At 74.2% G+C, this 14,728-nt stretch carries 15 protein-coding genes; 4 read left to right on the top strand and 11 right to left on the bottom strand.

The genetic code is table 11. The features are described 5' to 3' along the window. Positions 1–52: 52 nt before the first annotated feature. The 3 genes from ABZ881_RS20350 to ABZ881_RS20340 all read right to left on the bottom strand — a co-directional run bounded on the left by ABZ881_RS20350 (position 53) and on the right by ABZ881_RS20340 (position 1,741). Entirely contained in the window at positions 53–331 is a 279-nt protein-coding gene (locus ABZ881_RS20350) for a hypothetical protein (protein ID WP_358486662.1), read from the bottom strand. A 127-nt stretch (positions 332–458) separates the two neighbouring features. Continuing rightward, the gene (locus ABZ881_RS20345; RefSeq protein ID WP_358486660.1) at positions 459–869 is read right to left on the bottom strand and encodes an anthrone oxygenase family protein; all 411 of its coding nucleotides are present in this window, start codon (positions 867–869) and stop codon (positions 459–461) included. Beyond that, a complete protein-coding gene (locus ABZ881_RS20340; RefSeq protein ID WP_358486657.1) occupies positions 866–1,741 on the bottom strand; it encodes an NAD(P)H-binding protein in 876 nt (291 codons plus the stop codon). The genes ABZ881_RS20345 and ABZ881_RS20340 overlap by 4 nt, the downstream gene beginning before the upstream one ends. A gap of 134 nt (positions 1,742–1,875) precedes the next feature. Here ABZ881_RS20340 and ABZ881_RS20335 point away from each other — a divergent pair, with 134 nt between their 5' ends. After that, positions 1,876–2,862, top strand: coding sequence for an AraC family transcriptional regulator (locus tag ABZ881_RS20335; protein WP_344021548.1), 987 nt, complete (start codon positions 1,876–1,878; stop codon positions 2,860–2,862). Between the two features lie 362 nt (positions 2,863–3,224). Here ABZ881_RS20335 and ABZ881_RS20330 read toward each other — a convergent pair whose 3' ends face one another. Together ABZ881_RS20330 and ABZ881_RS20325 are read right to left on the bottom strand one after the other, a co-directional pair. Beyond that, the gene (locus ABZ881_RS20330) at positions 3,225–3,965 is read right to left on the bottom strand and encodes a sigma factor-like helix-turn-helix DNA-binding protein (protein WP_358486655.1); all 741 of its coding nucleotides are present in this window, start codon (positions 3,963–3,965) and stop codon (positions 3,225–3,227) included. A 128-nt stretch (positions 3,966–4,093) separates the two neighbouring features. Further along, positions 4,094–5,197 (bottom strand): FAD-dependent oxidoreductase, encoded by a 1,104-nt coding sequence (locus ABZ881_RS20325; RefSeq protein ID WP_358486652.1) that lies wholly within the window; start codon positions 5,195–5,197, stop codon positions 4,094–4,096. Positions 5,198–5,304: 107 nt separating this feature from the next. Between ABZ881_RS20325 and ABZ881_RS20320 the strand changes: the two genes are divergently transcribed. Continuing rightward, the gene (locus ABZ881_RS20320; RefSeq protein ID WP_358486650.1) at positions 5,305–6,042 is read left to right on the top strand and encodes an SDR family oxidoreductase; all 738 of its coding nucleotides are present in this window, start codon (positions 5,305–5,307) and stop codon (positions 6,040–6,042) included. An 8-nt stretch (positions 6,043–6,050) separates the two neighbouring features. Here ABZ881_RS20320 and ABZ881_RS20315 read toward each other — a convergent pair whose 3' ends face one another. From ABZ881_RS20315 to ABZ881_RS20305, 3 genes are all read right to left on the bottom strand, one after another. Further along, positions 6,051–6,938, bottom strand: coding sequence for an alpha/beta hydrolase (locus ABZ881_RS20315; RefSeq protein ID WP_358486648.1), 888 nt, complete (start codon positions 6,936–6,938; stop codon positions 6,051–6,053). Between the two features lie 29 nt (positions 6,939–6,967). Next, positions 6,968–7,150, bottom strand: a complete 183-nt coding sequence (locus ABZ881_RS20310) for a hypothetical protein (protein ID WP_358486646.1) — start codon at positions 7,148–7,150, stop codon at positions 6,968–6,970. Positions 7,151–7,233: 83 nt separating this feature from the next. Then, positions 7,234–7,479: a hypothetical protein gene (locus tag ABZ881_RS20305; RefSeq protein ID WP_358486645.1), complete on the bottom strand. Its 246-nt coding sequence runs from the start codon at positions 7,477–7,479 to the stop codon at positions 7,234–7,236. A 133-nt stretch (positions 7,480–7,612) separates the two neighbouring features. On the opposite strand from ABZ881_RS20305, the gene ABZ881_RS20300 reads away from it, so the two are divergent. Together ABZ881_RS20300 and ABZ881_RS20295 are read left to right on the top strand one after the other, a co-directional pair. After that, on the top strand, positions 7,613–8,578 hold the full coding sequence (locus ABZ881_RS20300; RefSeq protein ID WP_358486643.1) for a LysR family transcriptional regulator: 966 nt from the start codon (positions 7,613–7,615) through the stop codon (positions 8,576–8,578). A gap of 58 nt (positions 8,579–8,636) precedes the next feature. Next, positions 8,637–9,185 carry a bifunctional nuclease family protein gene (locus tag ABZ881_RS20295; protein WP_344021534.1) on the top strand — a complete coding sequence of 183 codons (549 nt, stop codon included), beginning with the start codon at positions 8,637–8,639 and terminating at the stop codon, positions 9,183–9,185. Here ABZ881_RS20295 and ABZ881_RS20290 read toward each other — a convergent pair. The 3 genes from ABZ881_RS20290 to ABZ881_RS20280 form a co-directional block, all read right to left on the bottom strand. Beyond that, on the bottom strand, positions 9,178–11,019 hold the full coding sequence (locus ABZ881_RS20290; RefSeq protein WP_358486641.1) for an ABC transporter ATP-binding protein: 1,842 nt from the start codon (positions 11,017–11,019) through the stop codon (positions 9,178–9,180). The two genes, ABZ881_RS20295 and ABZ881_RS20290, sit on opposite strands and share 8 nt — an antisense overlap. Positions 11,020–11,062: 43 nt before the next feature. Continuing rightward, positions 11,063–12,283, bottom strand: coding sequence for a multidrug effflux MFS transporter (locus tag ABZ881_RS20285; RefSeq protein WP_358486640.1), 1,221 nt, complete (start codon positions 12,281–12,283; stop codon positions 11,063–11,065). Positions 12,284–12,387: 104 nt separating this feature from the next. Beyond that, positions 12,388–14,706 (bottom strand): FdhF/YdeP family oxidoreductase, encoded by a 2,319-nt coding sequence (locus tag ABZ881_RS20280; RefSeq protein WP_358486639.1) that lies wholly within the window; start codon positions 14,704–14,706, stop codon positions 12,388–12,390. Positions 14,707–14,728 lie beyond the last annotated feature (22 nt).

Below are 14,728 nucleotides of genomic sequence, written 5' to 3'. Positions count from 1 at the left end.
CCCCAGCTGTGTGCACACCTGTGGACAACCCGGACCGGCCTGTGGACAACCATCACCGACGACGGGTGCGCCGGACCGAGGGCTGGTCCAGCCCGTCCCCGGTCATCTCCCGGGCGACCCGCACGACGTGCGCGCGGACGTCCGGATCCAGGTCGGCGACCCGCAGTGCCAGCAGTTCGAGGATCGAGGCCAGGCCGAAGGCGAACTCCGGGTGGGCCAGGCCGGCGTAGTGCGCCTGGACAGCCTCATGGCGCAGCCGGGCGGCGGCCGCGAGCACGGTTTCCCGGTCGGTGCGCAGCGCGGCGGACCGGCGTCGTTCGTGGGCGTTCATGCTCCCCCGTGGATGGGCGTCGGGTCCGGCCCGGGGGAGCGGGCGCCGGACCAGGGTGCATCCCGGCCCCGCCCCGCCGCCAGGGGGGTGCCCGAGATGTCGCACACACGTTCGAGTGGATGTGGACTCAGAGCAGCAGCAGCGCCACGGCGAGTGCCGAGGTCGCCGTCCGCAGGTGGTTCGCCCGCGTCCACCGCCGGTCGAACGCCGACCACGGGCCGCCGCGGTCCAGCGCGGTGTTGAGCGGGATGTTCACCGCCGCGGTGACGGCGAAGCCGGCCAGCCCGGCCACCGCCCCGGCGATCCGCAGCGGCTCCCCGTCGAGCGCCCCGGTGACCAGCGCCGACCCGCACGCGAGCGCCGTCCCGCCGAACAGCGTCCCGAACACCGGGTTCAGGATCACCCGGTTGACCTCGCGCATGGTGGCGGCGGCCTCGGCGTCCGGCCGGCGGCGCAGGGCGGGCAGCACCGCCGTCGAGAACGCCAGGTAGACCCCGCCGAGCAGGCCGGACCCGGCGGCGGCGAGCGCGGCGCTCATGCGACCGCCTCCGCCACCCACGCCTCGACCGTCAGCAGTCCCCCGGCGTCGCCGCGCGGTGCGTGTGCGCGCACCCGCCCGTCGTTGAACGCCCGGTTCATCGCCACCTGCAGCCGGGCGACGTCCGGCGGCAGGCCCGCGTCCAGCAGCACCGCGGTCAGCTCCGCGTCGGGGAGCCGGGCGTAGCCGGCGCCCGGCACGCCGAGCGCCGGGCCGAGCGCGGCGACCACCTCGGGCACCGTCCGGTCGGCGGGCCCGGGCACCTCGACGACGGCCGGTCCGGCCGGGTCGAGCAGCGCGGCCGCGGCGGCCCGGCCGACGTCGCGGGTGGCGACCATCGGCAGTGCCCGGTCCGGGTCGATCGAGTCGGCGTGCCCGCCGTGGGCCCGGATCGTGTCGAACGCGGGCCGGAACGACTCCAGGAACAGGCCCGGCCGGATCCGGGTGACCCGGGCGTCCAGCGTCGCCAGCCGCTGCTCCTGCTCGTACAGGCCGCCGAGGAAGCCGGTGCCGGACAGGTCCGGCCCGCCCGGGATCTCGGCGCCCAGCGAGCTGAGCGCGACCACCCGGCCGATCCGCGCGCCGCGCAGTGCCGCGACCACCGCCTCGCCCACCCGGCGCTGGTGCGCGGCGTGGTCCGGTTCGGACAGGTCGAGCGGCTGCAGGGTGAAGGCGGCCGCGGCGCCGTCGAACGCGCGGAGCAGGAAGCCGGTGTCGGTGATGTCGCCGGTGCACGGCTCGGCACCGGCCGCGGCCGCGGCGTCCAGCCGGTCCGCGTCGCGCCCGACCGCCCGCACCGCGACGCCGGCCGCCCGCAGCTCGCGGACGACCTGCGAGCCGACGTTCCCGGTCGCCCCCAGAACGGTGATCACGATGGTCCCCTCTCGTCGATGTGGATCCAGCATCTCCGCCAGGTACCGGACGCACGATCGCTGTTCGTCCACAGTTCCTGCTTGTTCGTCCACAGCTGGGGATCGGCTGTGGACGGGCTGTCATGCTGTGCCTCATGCAGACCGCGCCGCCGTTCCCGGCCGCCGACCCGGTCGGTGAGGCGCTGCACGTGCTGCGGATGGACGGCGTCTTCTACTGCCGCTCCGAGCTCGGCGAGCCGTGGGGGATGACGTTGCCCGCGACACCCGGCTGCCTGTGGTTCCACGTCGTCACCTCCGGGGGCTGCCGGCTGACGGTCGGCGGGCACGACGACGTGCTGCTGCGCCCCGGCGAGCTCGCGCTCGTCCCGCAGGGCGCCGGGCACGTGCTGCGCAGCGCCCCGGAGGTGTTCGCGCCGGACATCCGGTCGATCCCGCATCCGATGCTGGACGGCCGCTACGCGCTGCTCCGGCACGGCGGCGACGGCCCGGTGACCCGGATGGTGTGCGGGGCCGTCCGGTTCGGCCATCCCGCGGCCGGCGATCTCGTCGACCGGCTGCCCGGCCTGATCCGGGTCGAGCCGTCGCCGGTCGGCGACCGGGTGCAGGACACCCTGCGGCTGATCGCCGCCGAGGTGGAGGAGGGCGGCCCCGGCGCCGCCGCGGTGATCACCCGGCTGGCCGACGTGCTCGTCATCCAGGCCGTCCGCGGCTGGCTGGAACGCGACGCGGCGGCCCGCACCGGATGGCTCGGCGCGCTCGCCGACGACCGGATCGGCCGCGCGCTCGCCGCGGTGCACCGGGAGCCGGACCGGGACTGGACGGTCGCGTCGCTGGCCGCGACGGCGACGATGTCCCGGTCGGCGTTCGCCGCCCGGTTCACCGAGCTGGTCGGCGAGCCGGCGATGGCCTACGTGACCCGCTGGCGGATGCACGCGGCCGTCGACGTCCTGTCGGGGGGAGATGTCACGGTGGCCGAGGCCGCCCGGCGGTTCGGCTACCGCTCGGAGGCGGCGTTCGCGCGGGCCTTCGTCCGGGTGGTCGGCGAGCCCGCCGGGCGGGTGCGGCGTCGGGCGGCGGCCCGGGGACCGGCCGGGCTCGGTGCGTTCGCCGACGCGATCTGACCGTTCGTCCGGCTCCGCGGGGCGTCGCACACACGTTCGACGCAGGGGTGTTACGCTGCGACGACGCGGCCGGGGTGCGGTCGCCGATACTGCTCGATCGCCCGCTATCGAGCAGTATCGTGACAACGGTAGAGAGCGGTATACGCCGCCATCGAGCATGCTCGATGGCGAAGTATCCACGTGTCTCGACCATGAGCTAGAAAGCGGTAGAGGCTCCGATCGGAGCGTCGATGCCGAGTTATGGCCGTTTCTCGGGTGAGTCCGAGAAACGGGTAGACGACGGCATCGAGGCGCTTCGATGCCGTCGTCTGCGGTTCTCTAGCCCGGATCCGAGAGAGCCCGATGCTGCCCGATCGGGCCGGTCAGAGATGGGCCAGCTTGTCCGGGTTGCGGACGGCGTAGACGGCGGTGACCAGGTCGGCGCCGTCCACCTCGGACACCTCGAACAGCATGACCGTGTCCACGGTGTCGCCGTCGCGCACCAGCACCCCGGGCATCCCGTTGAACACGCCGAACTCGGGTCCGGGCCCGGGGATCGGCCACCGGGTGATCCCGACCAGGAACCGGGCCACCCGCTCCCGCCCGACGATCGGCCGCAGCGCCGCCGAGGCCCGCCCGCCGCCGTCGGACATCTGCACGGCGTCCGGCGCGAGCAGCGCCGTCACCGCCGCGACGTCCCCACCCAGCGCGGCACCGACGAACGCCTCGGCGACCTGCCGGGCCCGGTCCGCGGGCACCGTGAACCGCGGCCGCCGGGCGTGCACGTGCTCGCGCGCCCGGTGCGCGATCTGCCGCACGGTGGCCGCCGGCCGGTCCAGGGTCGCGCCGATCTCGTCGTAGTCGATCCCGAACGCCTCCCGCAGCACGAACACCGCCCGCTCCTCCGGCGAGAGGCTCTCCAGCACCAGCAGCATCGCCACCGTGACGTCGTCGGTCCGCAGCGCCCGGTCCGAGGCGTCCTCGCCGGTGGGCAGCGGCTCGGGCAGCCAGGTCCCGGGATAGGTCTCCCGGGCCCTGGCGGTGCTGCGCAGCCGGTTCAGCGCCTGCCGGGTGACCAGCCGGGCCAGGTAGGCGCGCGGATCGAGCACCCGCGCGTGGTCCACCTCGGTCCAGCGCAGCCAGCTGTCCTACAGCACGTCCTCGACGTCGGCGACGCTGCCGAGGATGTCGTAGGCCAGCCGGAACAGCAGCCCGCGGTGCGCGCCGAACTCGGCGAGCGGGTCCGGGCCGGTCATGCCGCCCGGCTCCGGATCGCGCGCAGCGTGTGGCGGACCACCTGCTCCTTGATCGCCGCGCCGGCCCGGCCGCCGATCGCGATCCGCCGGGGCACGTCGTGGGTGTCGACGAGCTGCACCAGCCCCGCGCCGGGCCCGAGCGCCAGGCACTGCGCGCCGTAGACGACCGACGCCGCCGGTGCGGCCCGGCCGGCGAGCCCGGCCAGCACGGTGCGGGCGGCCGCGTTCCCGAGCGGGATGGCGGCCTGGCAGCTGGCCCGCACGAAACCGACCTCCGGCGGGGCGCTGATCGCGTCCCCGGCGCCGACGATCCGCGGATCGCCGAGGGCGGTCAGCGTCGCGTCCACCCGCAGCCGCCCGGCGTCGTCGGTCGGCAGGCCGCTGCGCCGGGCGAGATCGGGGACCGCGGGCGGGGTCGCCCACACGACCACGTCGGCGCCCGGATCCGCGGTGCCGGTGACCCGGGTGTGCTCGCGCAGCCCGACGCCGAGCGCGCGCAGCCGGGCCCGGACCCGGTCCCGGCTGCGGGCCGGGAGCCCGCCCGCGACCTCGGCGTCGGTCACCAGCCGGACCGCCAGGTCGGGCCGCGCGGCGGCCAGCTCGGTCGCCGTCTCCACCCCGGTCAGCCCGCCCCCGACGACGGCGACCGTGCCCCCGGCCGGCAGCGCGGCGACCGCGGCGTGCAGCCGGCGGGCGTCCTCCAGCGAGTCGACCCGGTACCCGTCCGCGCCGGGATCGGGGTCAGGATCGGGATCGCCGCTGCCGACCGCGTACACCAGCCGATCGAACCGCACCGTCGAGCCGTCGTCGAGCAGCACCGTGTCGTTCCCAGGGCTGTCGTTCCCAGGGCTGTCGTTCCCGGGGCCGGCCCCGATCAGCGTGGCCAGCCCGGACCGGTGCTGCACCCGCGGGTGCAGCACCGTCCGCAGCGGCACCGTCGCCTCCCCGCTGCCCGCCGCGAGCCGGTGCAGCCGGATCCGCTCGACGAACACCTCCCGCGGGCCGACCACCGTCACCTGCGCGTCCGAGCCCGCCGCGATCCGGTTCGCCGCCGCGATCCCGGCGTACCCGGCCCCGACCACCACCACCGCACGTCCCATGACCGTCCCCTTCCGTCGTCGTCGGTCGGGATGGGGACACCGGCGGGCGCCCGCGGCGTGACACCGTGTGGCCCGGATCACGCCGGTACGCGTGCCAGGGTGGGGGCATGAGCGGGGTGGCGGTGGTGACCGGGGCCGGATCGGGCATCGGGGAGGCGGTGACGCGGGGGCTGCTCGACGCCGGCTGGCGGGTCGCGCTCGCCGGCCGGCGGACCGAGCGGCTCGACGCCGTCGCCGCCGGTCACGCCGGGGCGCTCACCGTCGCCGTCGACGTGACCGATCCCGGATCGGTCGCCGCGCTGTTCGCGGCCGTCGACGACCGCTGGGGCCGGGTCGACCTGCTGTTCAACAACGCCGGCACGTTCGGCCCCGCCGGCACCGTCGACGAGATCGCCGTCGACGACTGGACGGCCACCGTCGCGACCAACCTGACCGGCTCGTTCCTGTGTGCCCGGGCCGCGTTCGGCGCGATGCGCGCCCAGCACCCGCAGGGCGGCCGGATCATCAACAACGGCTCGATCTCGGCGCACGCGCCGCGCCCCGGCAGCGCCGCCTACACCGCCACCAAGCACGCGATCACCGGGCTGACGAAGTCGCTGTCGCTGGACGGCCGGGAGTTCGGCATCGCCTGCGGGCAGATCGACATCGGCAACGCGGCGACCGACATGACCGCGGGCATCGCGACCGGGGCGAAGCAGGCCGACGGCTCGGTCCGGCCGGAGCAGACCTTCGACGTGCGGCACGTCGCCGACGCCGTCGTCCACATGGCCGGGCTACCGCTGTCGGCGAACGTGCAGTTCCTGACCATCGCCGCGACCACGATGCCCTGGCTCGCCCGCGGTTGAGCGGGCCGCTACGACCGCTGCTTCACGAAGCCGACGACGGCCGCGTTCACCTCCGCCGGGTTCGACGCGCTCAGGAAGTGCCGGCCGCCCTCGACGATCCGCAGCTCGGCGCCGGGGGAGTTGACGAAGCGCGCGATCCCGTCCTCGGCGTTGGCCACCGAGTAGACGGTGTCGGCGGTCCCGTGGATCCACAGCACCGGGCACCGGACGTCGTCCAGCCTGCCGTGCAGACCGTCCCGGTCGCGCAGGTTCACCGTGCTGACCCGCAGCCGGTGCCTGCCCTCGTCGCCGGTGTAGGTGGCCCGGTAGGTGGCGTGCCAGAACTCGCGGTCGGCGTCCGACACGGTGTCGCCCAGCCCGGCCGCGAGCACGGCGTCGACGAACTCGCCCGGCACCACCCAGTCGTCGCCGACCGGCTCGGCGAGCGCGTCCACCGACGGCGTGCAGAACTCGATCCCGTCCCAGCAGCCGAGCTCGCGGCTGCGCGGGCTCTCGAAGTCCATCGAGGTGCCGAGCGGGACGATCCCGCGGATCCGGTCCGGCGCGAGCAGCGCCATCCGGGCGGCGATCCAGCCGCCCTGCGAGGTGCCCAGGACGAACGCGTCCGGGATGCCGAGCGCATCCAGCACCTGCAGGTTCGCGACGGCGCTGTCCCAGTAGGTGAAGTGCCGGTGGCCCGCCCGCGTCGCGCCGTGCCCGTACGGCTCGACGGCAAGCAGGTTGACGGTCCCGGCGAGGGCCGGGTCGTCGAACTGCGGGCGGTACAGGTCGACCGTGGTCGTGAACGAGTTGACCAGGACGAGCGTGGGGAGTGCCGGGTCGTACGGCCTGCCGAAGCGGTGGCCGATCGTGGAGGTGCCGAGGTGGCTGACGTCGACGGTTCCGGTGCTGCTCATGGGTGTCTCCCGGGTCGTGGTGCGGAGGATCAGGCGGGTGTGCCGGTCAGGTGGTCGTGGGTCCGGGGGCCCGCCGAGTAGGTGAAGGTGACGTCGCCGTAGAGCACCGACGGCGCCCGCAGCGGGGCCACCGGTGCCAGCTCGGCCGCCGGGTGCCCGTCCGGGAACGAGAACGTGATGTCGTCGACGGTCGCGGCGTACAGCTCCACCACGAACGGCAGCGGCAGCTCGATGAGCTCGCTGATCGCGGCCCGCCCGCCCTCGGGGACCGGGATCTGGCGGTGCGCGTAGTAGTTCAGGTGCCCGCCGAGCGTCCCGGCGGACTCGTCGGTGACCGACGCCCTGGCGGTGATGACATCCCGGCCTCGTACATGTTCATCTGGACCAGGTTGTTCGGGTGCGGCGTCAGTCCCGGCGGCAGCACGGCCTCCAGCGCCTCCCGCCGGGCCTCGTAACCGACGATCAGCATCCGCGCGTTCCGGATCAGCTGCGGGGCCGGCGGCGCCCAGATCTGCGGGGGCATCCCACGGTAGGTCGTCACGTGTCCTCCTCGTCGAGCGCTGGTGACCGCGTCATCAGATCGCCCGCGGGGCGCCGCGTCCAAGATCGGTGCGCTATCGACCGATAGTTCGCAACTATCGTTCGCGGTGCTGATCTCGGCTACTGTCGGCGCCGTGAGCATACCGTTCGAGATCCGGACACTTCGGTATTTTCTCGCGGTCGCCGAAGAGCTCCATTTCGGCCGGGCCGCGGCCCGCCTGCATATCGCCCAGCCGTCCCTGAGCGTGCAGATCCGGAAGCTCGAACAGGGGATGGGGGTCGCGCTCTTCGAGCGGACCAGCCGGCGGGTGAGCCTCACCCGGGCCGGTGAGGTCCTGCTGGCGGAGGCGCGCGACCTGATCGTGGACGCCGAGCGGATCTGCCGGGTCACCCGGGAGGCGGGCGCCCCGGACCGGCGCACGGTGCTGATCGGGTTCCAGGCCAACGCCGCCGCGGAACTGACGCCGCGCATTCTCGCCCGTTATGCGGAGCGCTTTCCCGGGCGGGCGGCCGATATGCGCTCGCACGATCTTTCCGATCCATTCGCGGGATTGGCCGACGGATCGGTCGACGTGGCTTTCCTGCGGACCGGCGTCCCGGTTCCGGACTGGCTGTCGGTGGCGGTGCTGTTCCGGGAGCCGCGGGTGCTGGCGGTCGGTGTCGACTCGCCGCTGGCGGGAGCCGGGCCGATCTCGGTGGGCAGGCTGGTCGACGAGCCGTTCGTGGCGCGCAAGGGCCCGGACGCGTGGCGCGACTACTGGCTCGCGACCGGCTCGCGGGGCGGCCAGGACGTGCGTGTCGGCGCCCGGATCGCCCAGGTCGAGGAGTGCATCGAGGCCGTCACGTCCGGCCGCGGCGTCGCGTTCACCCAGCTGTCGACGCTGCGGTACTACTCCCGGCCCGGGCTGACCGCGGTGCCGGTCGTCGACGTCCCGCCCTCGGAGGTGGCGATCGCCTGGCGGACCGCGGACGGCTCCGATCTCGTCCGGGACTTCGTCGAGACCGCCCGTGCGGTCGCCGCGACCACCCGGGTGCCCGGTGCGCTCGACCGGGTACTGCCCCGGATGGCTGGCCAACCGGTGGGAAGCGTCTCGTTGTGAGACACGGACCGGCCCCCGGGGTGGGATACTGCCGTGACCCCTGTCACGGGAGGGTTGGATGGCCCGGACGATGCACGTCCTGCGACTGATCGTTCACGCCCGTTCGCGGCAGCCGGTGCTGCTGCTCGGCGAGGCGGGCGGGGACCGCTGCGTCCCGGTGTTCCTGAGACCGCCGCAGGCCGAGGTGATCGCGGCCGGCCGGCGGGACGAGTCCAGCGTCGCCCTCACCCAGGACGTGCTGCTCCCGGTCGTCGAGGCGCTCGGCCGGACCTGCGAGTCGGTCGAGATCAGCGACCTCACCGACGGCGTCTACACCGCCGAGCTGGTGTTCGACGGCGACGTGCGGCTGCAGGTCAAGCCGTCCGACGCGCTGTCGATCGCGGTCCGCGAGGGCCTGCCGATCGGGATGGCCGAGCACGTGCTCGACGAGGTCGGCCAGCCGATCGAGGAGGTGCTGCCGCCCGACTCGGAGGACGCCAGCGGGATCGCCGCGCAGGCCCGCGCGGCCACCGGCGGGATCCCCACCGAACCCGCCGAGCACCCCGAGCAGCAGCTCCGCGAGTTCCGCGAGTTCATCGACGACGTCTCGCCGGAGGACTTCAGGTAGCGGCCAGCGCCCGGTACCGGCCGCCCAGCTCCAGCAGCGAGGCGTGCGCACCTCGCTCGATGATCCGGCCGTGCTCCAGGACGAGGATCTCGTCGGCGTCGCGCACCGTGGTCAGCCGGTGCGCGATGACGATCGCCGTCCGTCCCTCCAGCGCCTCGGCGAGCGCCTCCTGCACCGCCGCCTCGGACGTCGTGTCCAGGCTGGCGGTGGCCTCGTCGAGCACCACGATCCGCGGCCGCGCGAGCAGCACCCTGGCGATCGTCAGCCGCTGCCGCTCGCCGCCGGAGAGCCGGTAGCCGCGCTCACCGACGACGGTGTCCAGGCCGTCCGGCAGGGACGCGACCAGCTCGTCGAGCCGGGCCCGGTGCAGCGCCTCCCACAGCTGCGCGCCGGTCGCGTCCGGCGCGCCGATCCGCAGGTTGGCGGCGACCGTGTCGTGCAGCAGGTGACCGTCCTGGGTGACGAACCCGACCGCCCGGTGCACCGACGCGACGGTCAGGTCCCGCACGTCGACGCCACCGATCCGGACGGTGCCCGCCGACGCGTCGTAGAGCCGGGCGACCAGCTGCGCAACGGTCGACTTGCCGGCGCCGGACGACCCGACGAGCGCCACCATCCGCCCGGCCGGCGCGGTGAAGGACACGTCCTGCAGCACCTGCTCGCCGCCGCGGGTGTCCAGCGTCGCGACCTCCTCCAGGGAGGCCAGCGAGACCTGGTCGGCGGTCGGGTAGGCGAACGACACCCGGTCGAACTCGACGTCGAGCGGGCCGTCGGGCACCTCCCGGGCGTCCGGCCGGTCCCGGATCGAGGGCTCCAGGTCGAGCACCTCGAAGACCCGCTCGAAGCTCACCAGCACCGTCATGATCTCCATCCGGGCCCCGGCGAGCGCGGTCAGCGGCTGGTAGAGCCGGGTCAGCAGCATCGCCAGCGACACGACGTCACCGGCGGACAGCGCGCCGGCCAGCGCGAACCCGCCGCCGACGCCGTAGACCAGCGCCACCGCCAGCGACGACGCCAGGATCAGCGCGGTCACGAACACCCACTGCAGCATCGCCGAGCGCACCCCGATCGCGCGCACCCGCCCGGCCCGGTCGGCGAACTCGGCGGACTCCTGCTCCGGCCGCCCGAACAGCTTGATCAGGGTGGCGCCGGGCGCGGAGAATCGCTCGGTCATCCGGGTGCTCATGGCCGCGTTGTGATCGGCGGCGGCCCGCTCCAGGGCGGCCAGCCGCCGTCCCATCAGCCGGGCCGGGACCAGGAACGCCGGCAGCAGCAGCGCCGCGAGCAGCGTCACCTGCCAGGAGATCGCGAGCATCACGCCGAGCGTGAGCAGCAGCGTCACCAGGTTCGACACCACCCCGGCGAGGGTGTCGGAGAACGCCCGCTGGGCCCCGAGCACGTCGGAGTTGAGCCGGGAGACCAGCGCGCCGGTCCGGGTCCGGGTGAAGAACGCGACCGGCAGCCGCTGCACGTGGTCGAACACGGTGGTGCGGAGCTGGTGGATCAGTCCCTCGCCGAGGTTCGCCGAGAGCCACCGGGTGACCAGGCCGAGCGCGGCCTCGGCGACCGCGGCGGCGGCGATCAGCCCGGCGACGACGCCGAGCACGGCGAGCGGGGCGCCGGTGGTGATGGCGTCGGTCGCCCGCCCGGCCAGCACCGGCGTGACGACGGTGAGGACCGCGCCGAGGGTGCTGGTGACCAGGAACCACGCCATCCGCCTGCGGTGCGGGCGGGCGAGCCGCAGGATCCGGCGCCCGGTCTCGCCGGCCGGCCGGGTGCGGTGCACCGGCTCGGTGCCCGCGTTGCGCATGGCGGTGTAGATGCTCGCGTCCATGCCGCCGGACGCTATGATCTGAAGTTCACTTCAGGGCAAGAGGTCAGGCGTCCTCCTCCAGGTCGGGCAGCGTCCACGGCCGCACGACCAGGACCAGCGCCAGCCCGGACAGCGCGATCGCGCCGAACATCGACAGGCCCATCGCGGCGGCGTCGTTGCCGAGCAGGCCGACCACCGGCGAGGTCGCGGCGCCGATGCCGAACTGCAGCGAGCCGAGCAGCGCTGCCGCGGTGCCCGCCGTCCTGCCGTGCCGGGCCAGCGCCAGGGCCGGCGCGTTCGGCAGGATGAAACCGCAGGTCAGCAGCAGGGCCCAGACCCCGCCGAGCACGGCGGGCAGGCCGCCGGTGCCGGTCGTGGTGAGCACCGCCAGCGCCAGCCCGGCCAGCACGCCCGCGGCGACCGCGGTGGTCATCACCCGGCGCGGCTCGACGTAGCGGAGCAGGACCGGATTGAGCTGGGTGCCGACGACCAGCCAGATCGCGCCCGCGCCGAACAGCAGCCCGAAGGTCTGCTGGTCCACCCCGAACTGCTCCTGGAAGACGTACGCGGCGCCGGAGACGTAGCTGAACAACGCGCCCATCGCGAGCCCGGCGACCAGCACCAGACCGACGAAGGCGCGATCGCGCAGCAGCATCCCGTAGGTGCGCACGGTGGGGCCGAACCGGGCGGAGCGGCGACGCTCCGGCGGCAGCGTCTCGGGCAGCCCGGCGGTGACCACGGTCAGCATCACCAGGCCGTACAGGGCGAGGAACAGGAACACCCCGCGCCAGGACGTCCAGCTGAGCAGCAGCCCGCCGAGGGTCGGCGCGAGCACCGGCGCGGCGCCCATCACCAGGATCAGCCGGGACAGCATGGTCGCGGCGGCCCGGCCGCTGAACAGGTCCCGCACCACCGCCAGCCCGACGACCGCACCGGCCGCCGCGCCGATCCCCTGCAGCACGCGGAGCGCGGCGAGTACCTCGATCGAGGGCGCCACCGCGACCAGCGCCGACGCCAGCACGTGCAGCCCGGTGCCGGCCAGCAGCGGCAGCCGGCGGCCGTAGGCGTCGGACAGCGGGCCGATCAGCAGCTGGCCCAGCGCGAGCCCGGCCAGCGTGCCGGTCAGGGTCAGCTGCACCGTCGTGCCGGACGCGCCCAGGTCCGCGCCGACCTGCGGCAGCGCGGGCAGGTAGGTGTCGATGGTGAGCGGCCCGAGCGCGATCAGCGCGCCGAGGATCAGCGCGATCCGCAGCCTGCTCGGCGCCGCGGTGGTCGTGGATGTCACGCGGTCCCCCTCAGCGGGGGCACGGACGTGTGTTCCCCGCGACGTCCAACCACACCGGCGGTGACCGGGATTCCGGTCCCGGCCACCCGGCCGGGTGACCGCGCTCACACGGCGCGGGCCGGGATCGCGGGCTCCAGCCGGACCTCGATCCACTTCGACGTCGGGCAGCGCGACTCGTCGGCGTAGGAGTCCAGCGCGACCAGCGGGTTGGTCTCCGGGTAGTAGGCGGCGATGCATCCCTTCGGCGTCGAGTACGACACCAGCCGGAAGTCGTCGGCGCGGCGCACCGTGCCGTCGGTCCACTCGCTCACCAGGTTCACCCGGTCGCCGTCGGCGAAGCCGAGCTCGCGCAGGTCGGCGGGCGAGATGAAGACCACCCGGCGGCCGGAGTGGATGCCGCGGTAGCGGTCGTCCAGGCCGTAGATGGTGGTGTTGAACTGGTCGTGGCTGCGCAGGCTCTGCAGCACCAGCCGGCCCTCGGGCAGGGTGGTGACGCTCAGCGGGCTGACCGCGAACTCGGCCTTCCCGGACGCCGTCGGGAACTGCCGGAAGTCCCGCGGCGGGTGCGGGAGGGTGAAGCCGCCGGAGCGGGCCACCTTCTCGGCGTAGGCCTCGCAGCCTGGCACGACCCGGCCGATCCGGTCCCGGATGCGGTCGTAGTCGGCGGTGAACTCGGCCCACGGCACGACGTGGTCGTCGCCGAGGGTGGCGCGGGCGATGCTGCAGACGATGTCGACCTCGGAGCGCAGCAGCTCCCCGGCCGGCTGCGAGCGGCCGTGCGAGGCGTGCACCGCCGACATCGAGTCCTCGACGGTCACCTGCTGGGCGCGGCCGCCGGTGAGGTCCTTCTCGGTCCGGCCGAGCGCGGGCAGGATCAGCGCGTCGGTGCCCGCGACGACGTGCGACCGGTTGAGCTTGGTGGAGATCTGCACGGTCAGCGCGCACTGCTCGAGCGCGGGCTCGGTGACGCCGGTGTCCGACATCGCCTGCGAGAAGTTGCCGCCGAGGCCGACGAAGACCTTGCCGTGTCCGGCGGCCATCGCCTTCACGGCGGCGATCGAGTCGTGGCCGTGCTCGCGCGGCGGGTCGAAGCCGAACTCGTCGCGGACGGCGTCGAGGAACGCGTCGGGCATCTGCTCCCAGACGCCCATCGTCCGGTCGCCCTGCACGTTCGAGTGGCCGCGGACCGGGCACAGACCGGCGCCCGGCTTGCCGATCATGCCCTGCAGCAGGGACACGTTGACCATCTCGCGGATGGTGGCGACCGCGTTGCGGTGCTGGGTGATGCCCATGGCCCAGCAGTTCACGGTGCGCTTCGAGGAGACCAGCATCGCGGCGGCCGTCTCGATCTGCTCCCAGTCGAGCCCGGTGGCGGCGACGACGGCGTCCCGGTCCAGGTCCTTGACGTGCGCCGCGTAGTCCTCGAAGCCGTTGGTGTGCCGCTCGACGAAGTCGCGGTCCAGCACGCTGCCCGGGTCGCGCTCCTCGGCGGCGAGCAGCAGGTGCCCGAACGCCTGCCAGAGCGCGAGATCGCCGCCCGAGCGGATCTGCAGGAACTCGTCGGCCAGCCGGGTGCCGATCCCGGTCATGCCGCGCACGTGCTGCGGGTTGTCGAACTTGAACAGCCCGGCCTCGGGCAGCGGGTTGATCGCCAGGATCCGGGCGCCGTTCTTCTTGGCGATCTCCAGCGCGGACAGCATCCGCGGGTGGTTGGTGCCCGGGTTCTGCCCGGAGATGACGATCAGCTCGGCCTCGTGCAGGTCGCGCAGCGATACCGAGCCCTTCCCGATGCCGATCGACTGGGCCAGCCCGACGCCGGTCGACTCGTGGCACATGTTGGAGCAGTCGGGCAGGTTGTTGGTGCCGAACGCGCGGGCGAAGAGCTGGTAGCTGAACGCGGCCTCGTTGGACGCCCGGCCGGAGGTGTAGAAGATCGCCTCGTCCGGCGAGTCGAGCGCCCGCAGGTGCTCGCCGATCAGCTCGAACGCGCTCTCCCAGCTGATCGGCTCGTAGTGTGTGCCGCCGTCGCGGCGGACCATCGGGTGCACCAGTCGGCCCTGGCTCTCCAGCCAGTGCGCGCTGCGGGTGCGCAGGTCGGCGATCGGGTGCCGGGCGAAGAACTCCGGCCCGACCTGGCGGCGGTCGCCCTCCCAGGCGACGGCCTTGGCGCCGTTCTCGCAGAACTCGGCGATGTGCCGCTCCCCGGGCTCCGGGTCCGGCCAGGCGCAGCTCATGCAGTCGAAGCCGTCGACCTGGTTCAGGGTGAGCAGGTTGCGCGCCGTCTTGACCACACCCTGCTCGGCCAGCGACCGCTGCATGGAGACGGCCACGGCCTTCGCCCCGGCCGCGCTCGTCTTCCGCTCGGTGACGCGGAGCTCGGACTCCTCGGCGTCGACCGGGGGGTGGATCGGGGAGACGGACACGGGTTCCTCACCTGCGCAGACT

This window comes from Pseudonocardia sp. NPDC046786 (assembly GCF_040645415.1).
Classification (GTDB): Bacteria; Actinomycetota; Actinomycetes; order Mycobacteriales; family Pseudonocardiaceae; genus Pseudonocardia; species Pseudonocardia kongjuensis.
This window is presented reverse-complemented; position numbering and strand designations above follow the sequence as displayed.

Excerpts from the sequence above, each read along its gene's own strand:
- ABZ881_RS20335 (WP_344021548.1), top strand. The coding sequence starts at position 1,876 with ATGCAGACCGCGCCGCCGTTCCCGGCCGCCGACCCGGTCGGTGAGGCG.
- ABZ881_RS20345 (WP_358486660.1), bottom strand. The coding sequence starts at position 869 with ATGAGCGCCGCGCTCGCCGCCGCCGGGTCCGGCCTGCTCGGCGGGGTC.
- ABZ881_RS20295 (WP_344021534.1), top strand. The coding sequence starts at position 8,637 with ATGGCCCGGACGATGCACGTCCTGCGACTGATCGTTCACGCCCGTTCG.
- ABZ881_RS20290 (WP_358486641.1), bottom strand. The coding sequence starts at position 11,019 with ATGGACGCGAGCATCTACACCGCCATGCGCAACGCGGGCACCGAGCCG.
- ABZ881_RS20320 (WP_358486650.1), top strand. The coding sequence starts at position 5,305 with ATGAGCGGGGTGGCGGTGGTGACCGGGGCCGGATCGGGCATCGGGGAG.
- ABZ881_RS20350 (WP_358486662.1), bottom strand. The coding sequence starts at position 331 with ATGAACGCCCACGAACGACGCCGGTCCGCCGCGCTGCGCACCGACCGG.
- ABZ881_RS20325 (WP_358486652.1), bottom strand. The coding sequence starts at position 5,197 with ATGGGACGTGCGGTGGTGGTGGTCGGGGCCGGGTACGCCGGGATCGCG.
- ABZ881_RS20315 (WP_358486648.1), bottom strand. The coding sequence starts at position 6,938 with ATGAGCAGCACCGGAACCGTCGACGTCAGCCACCTCGGCACCTCCACG.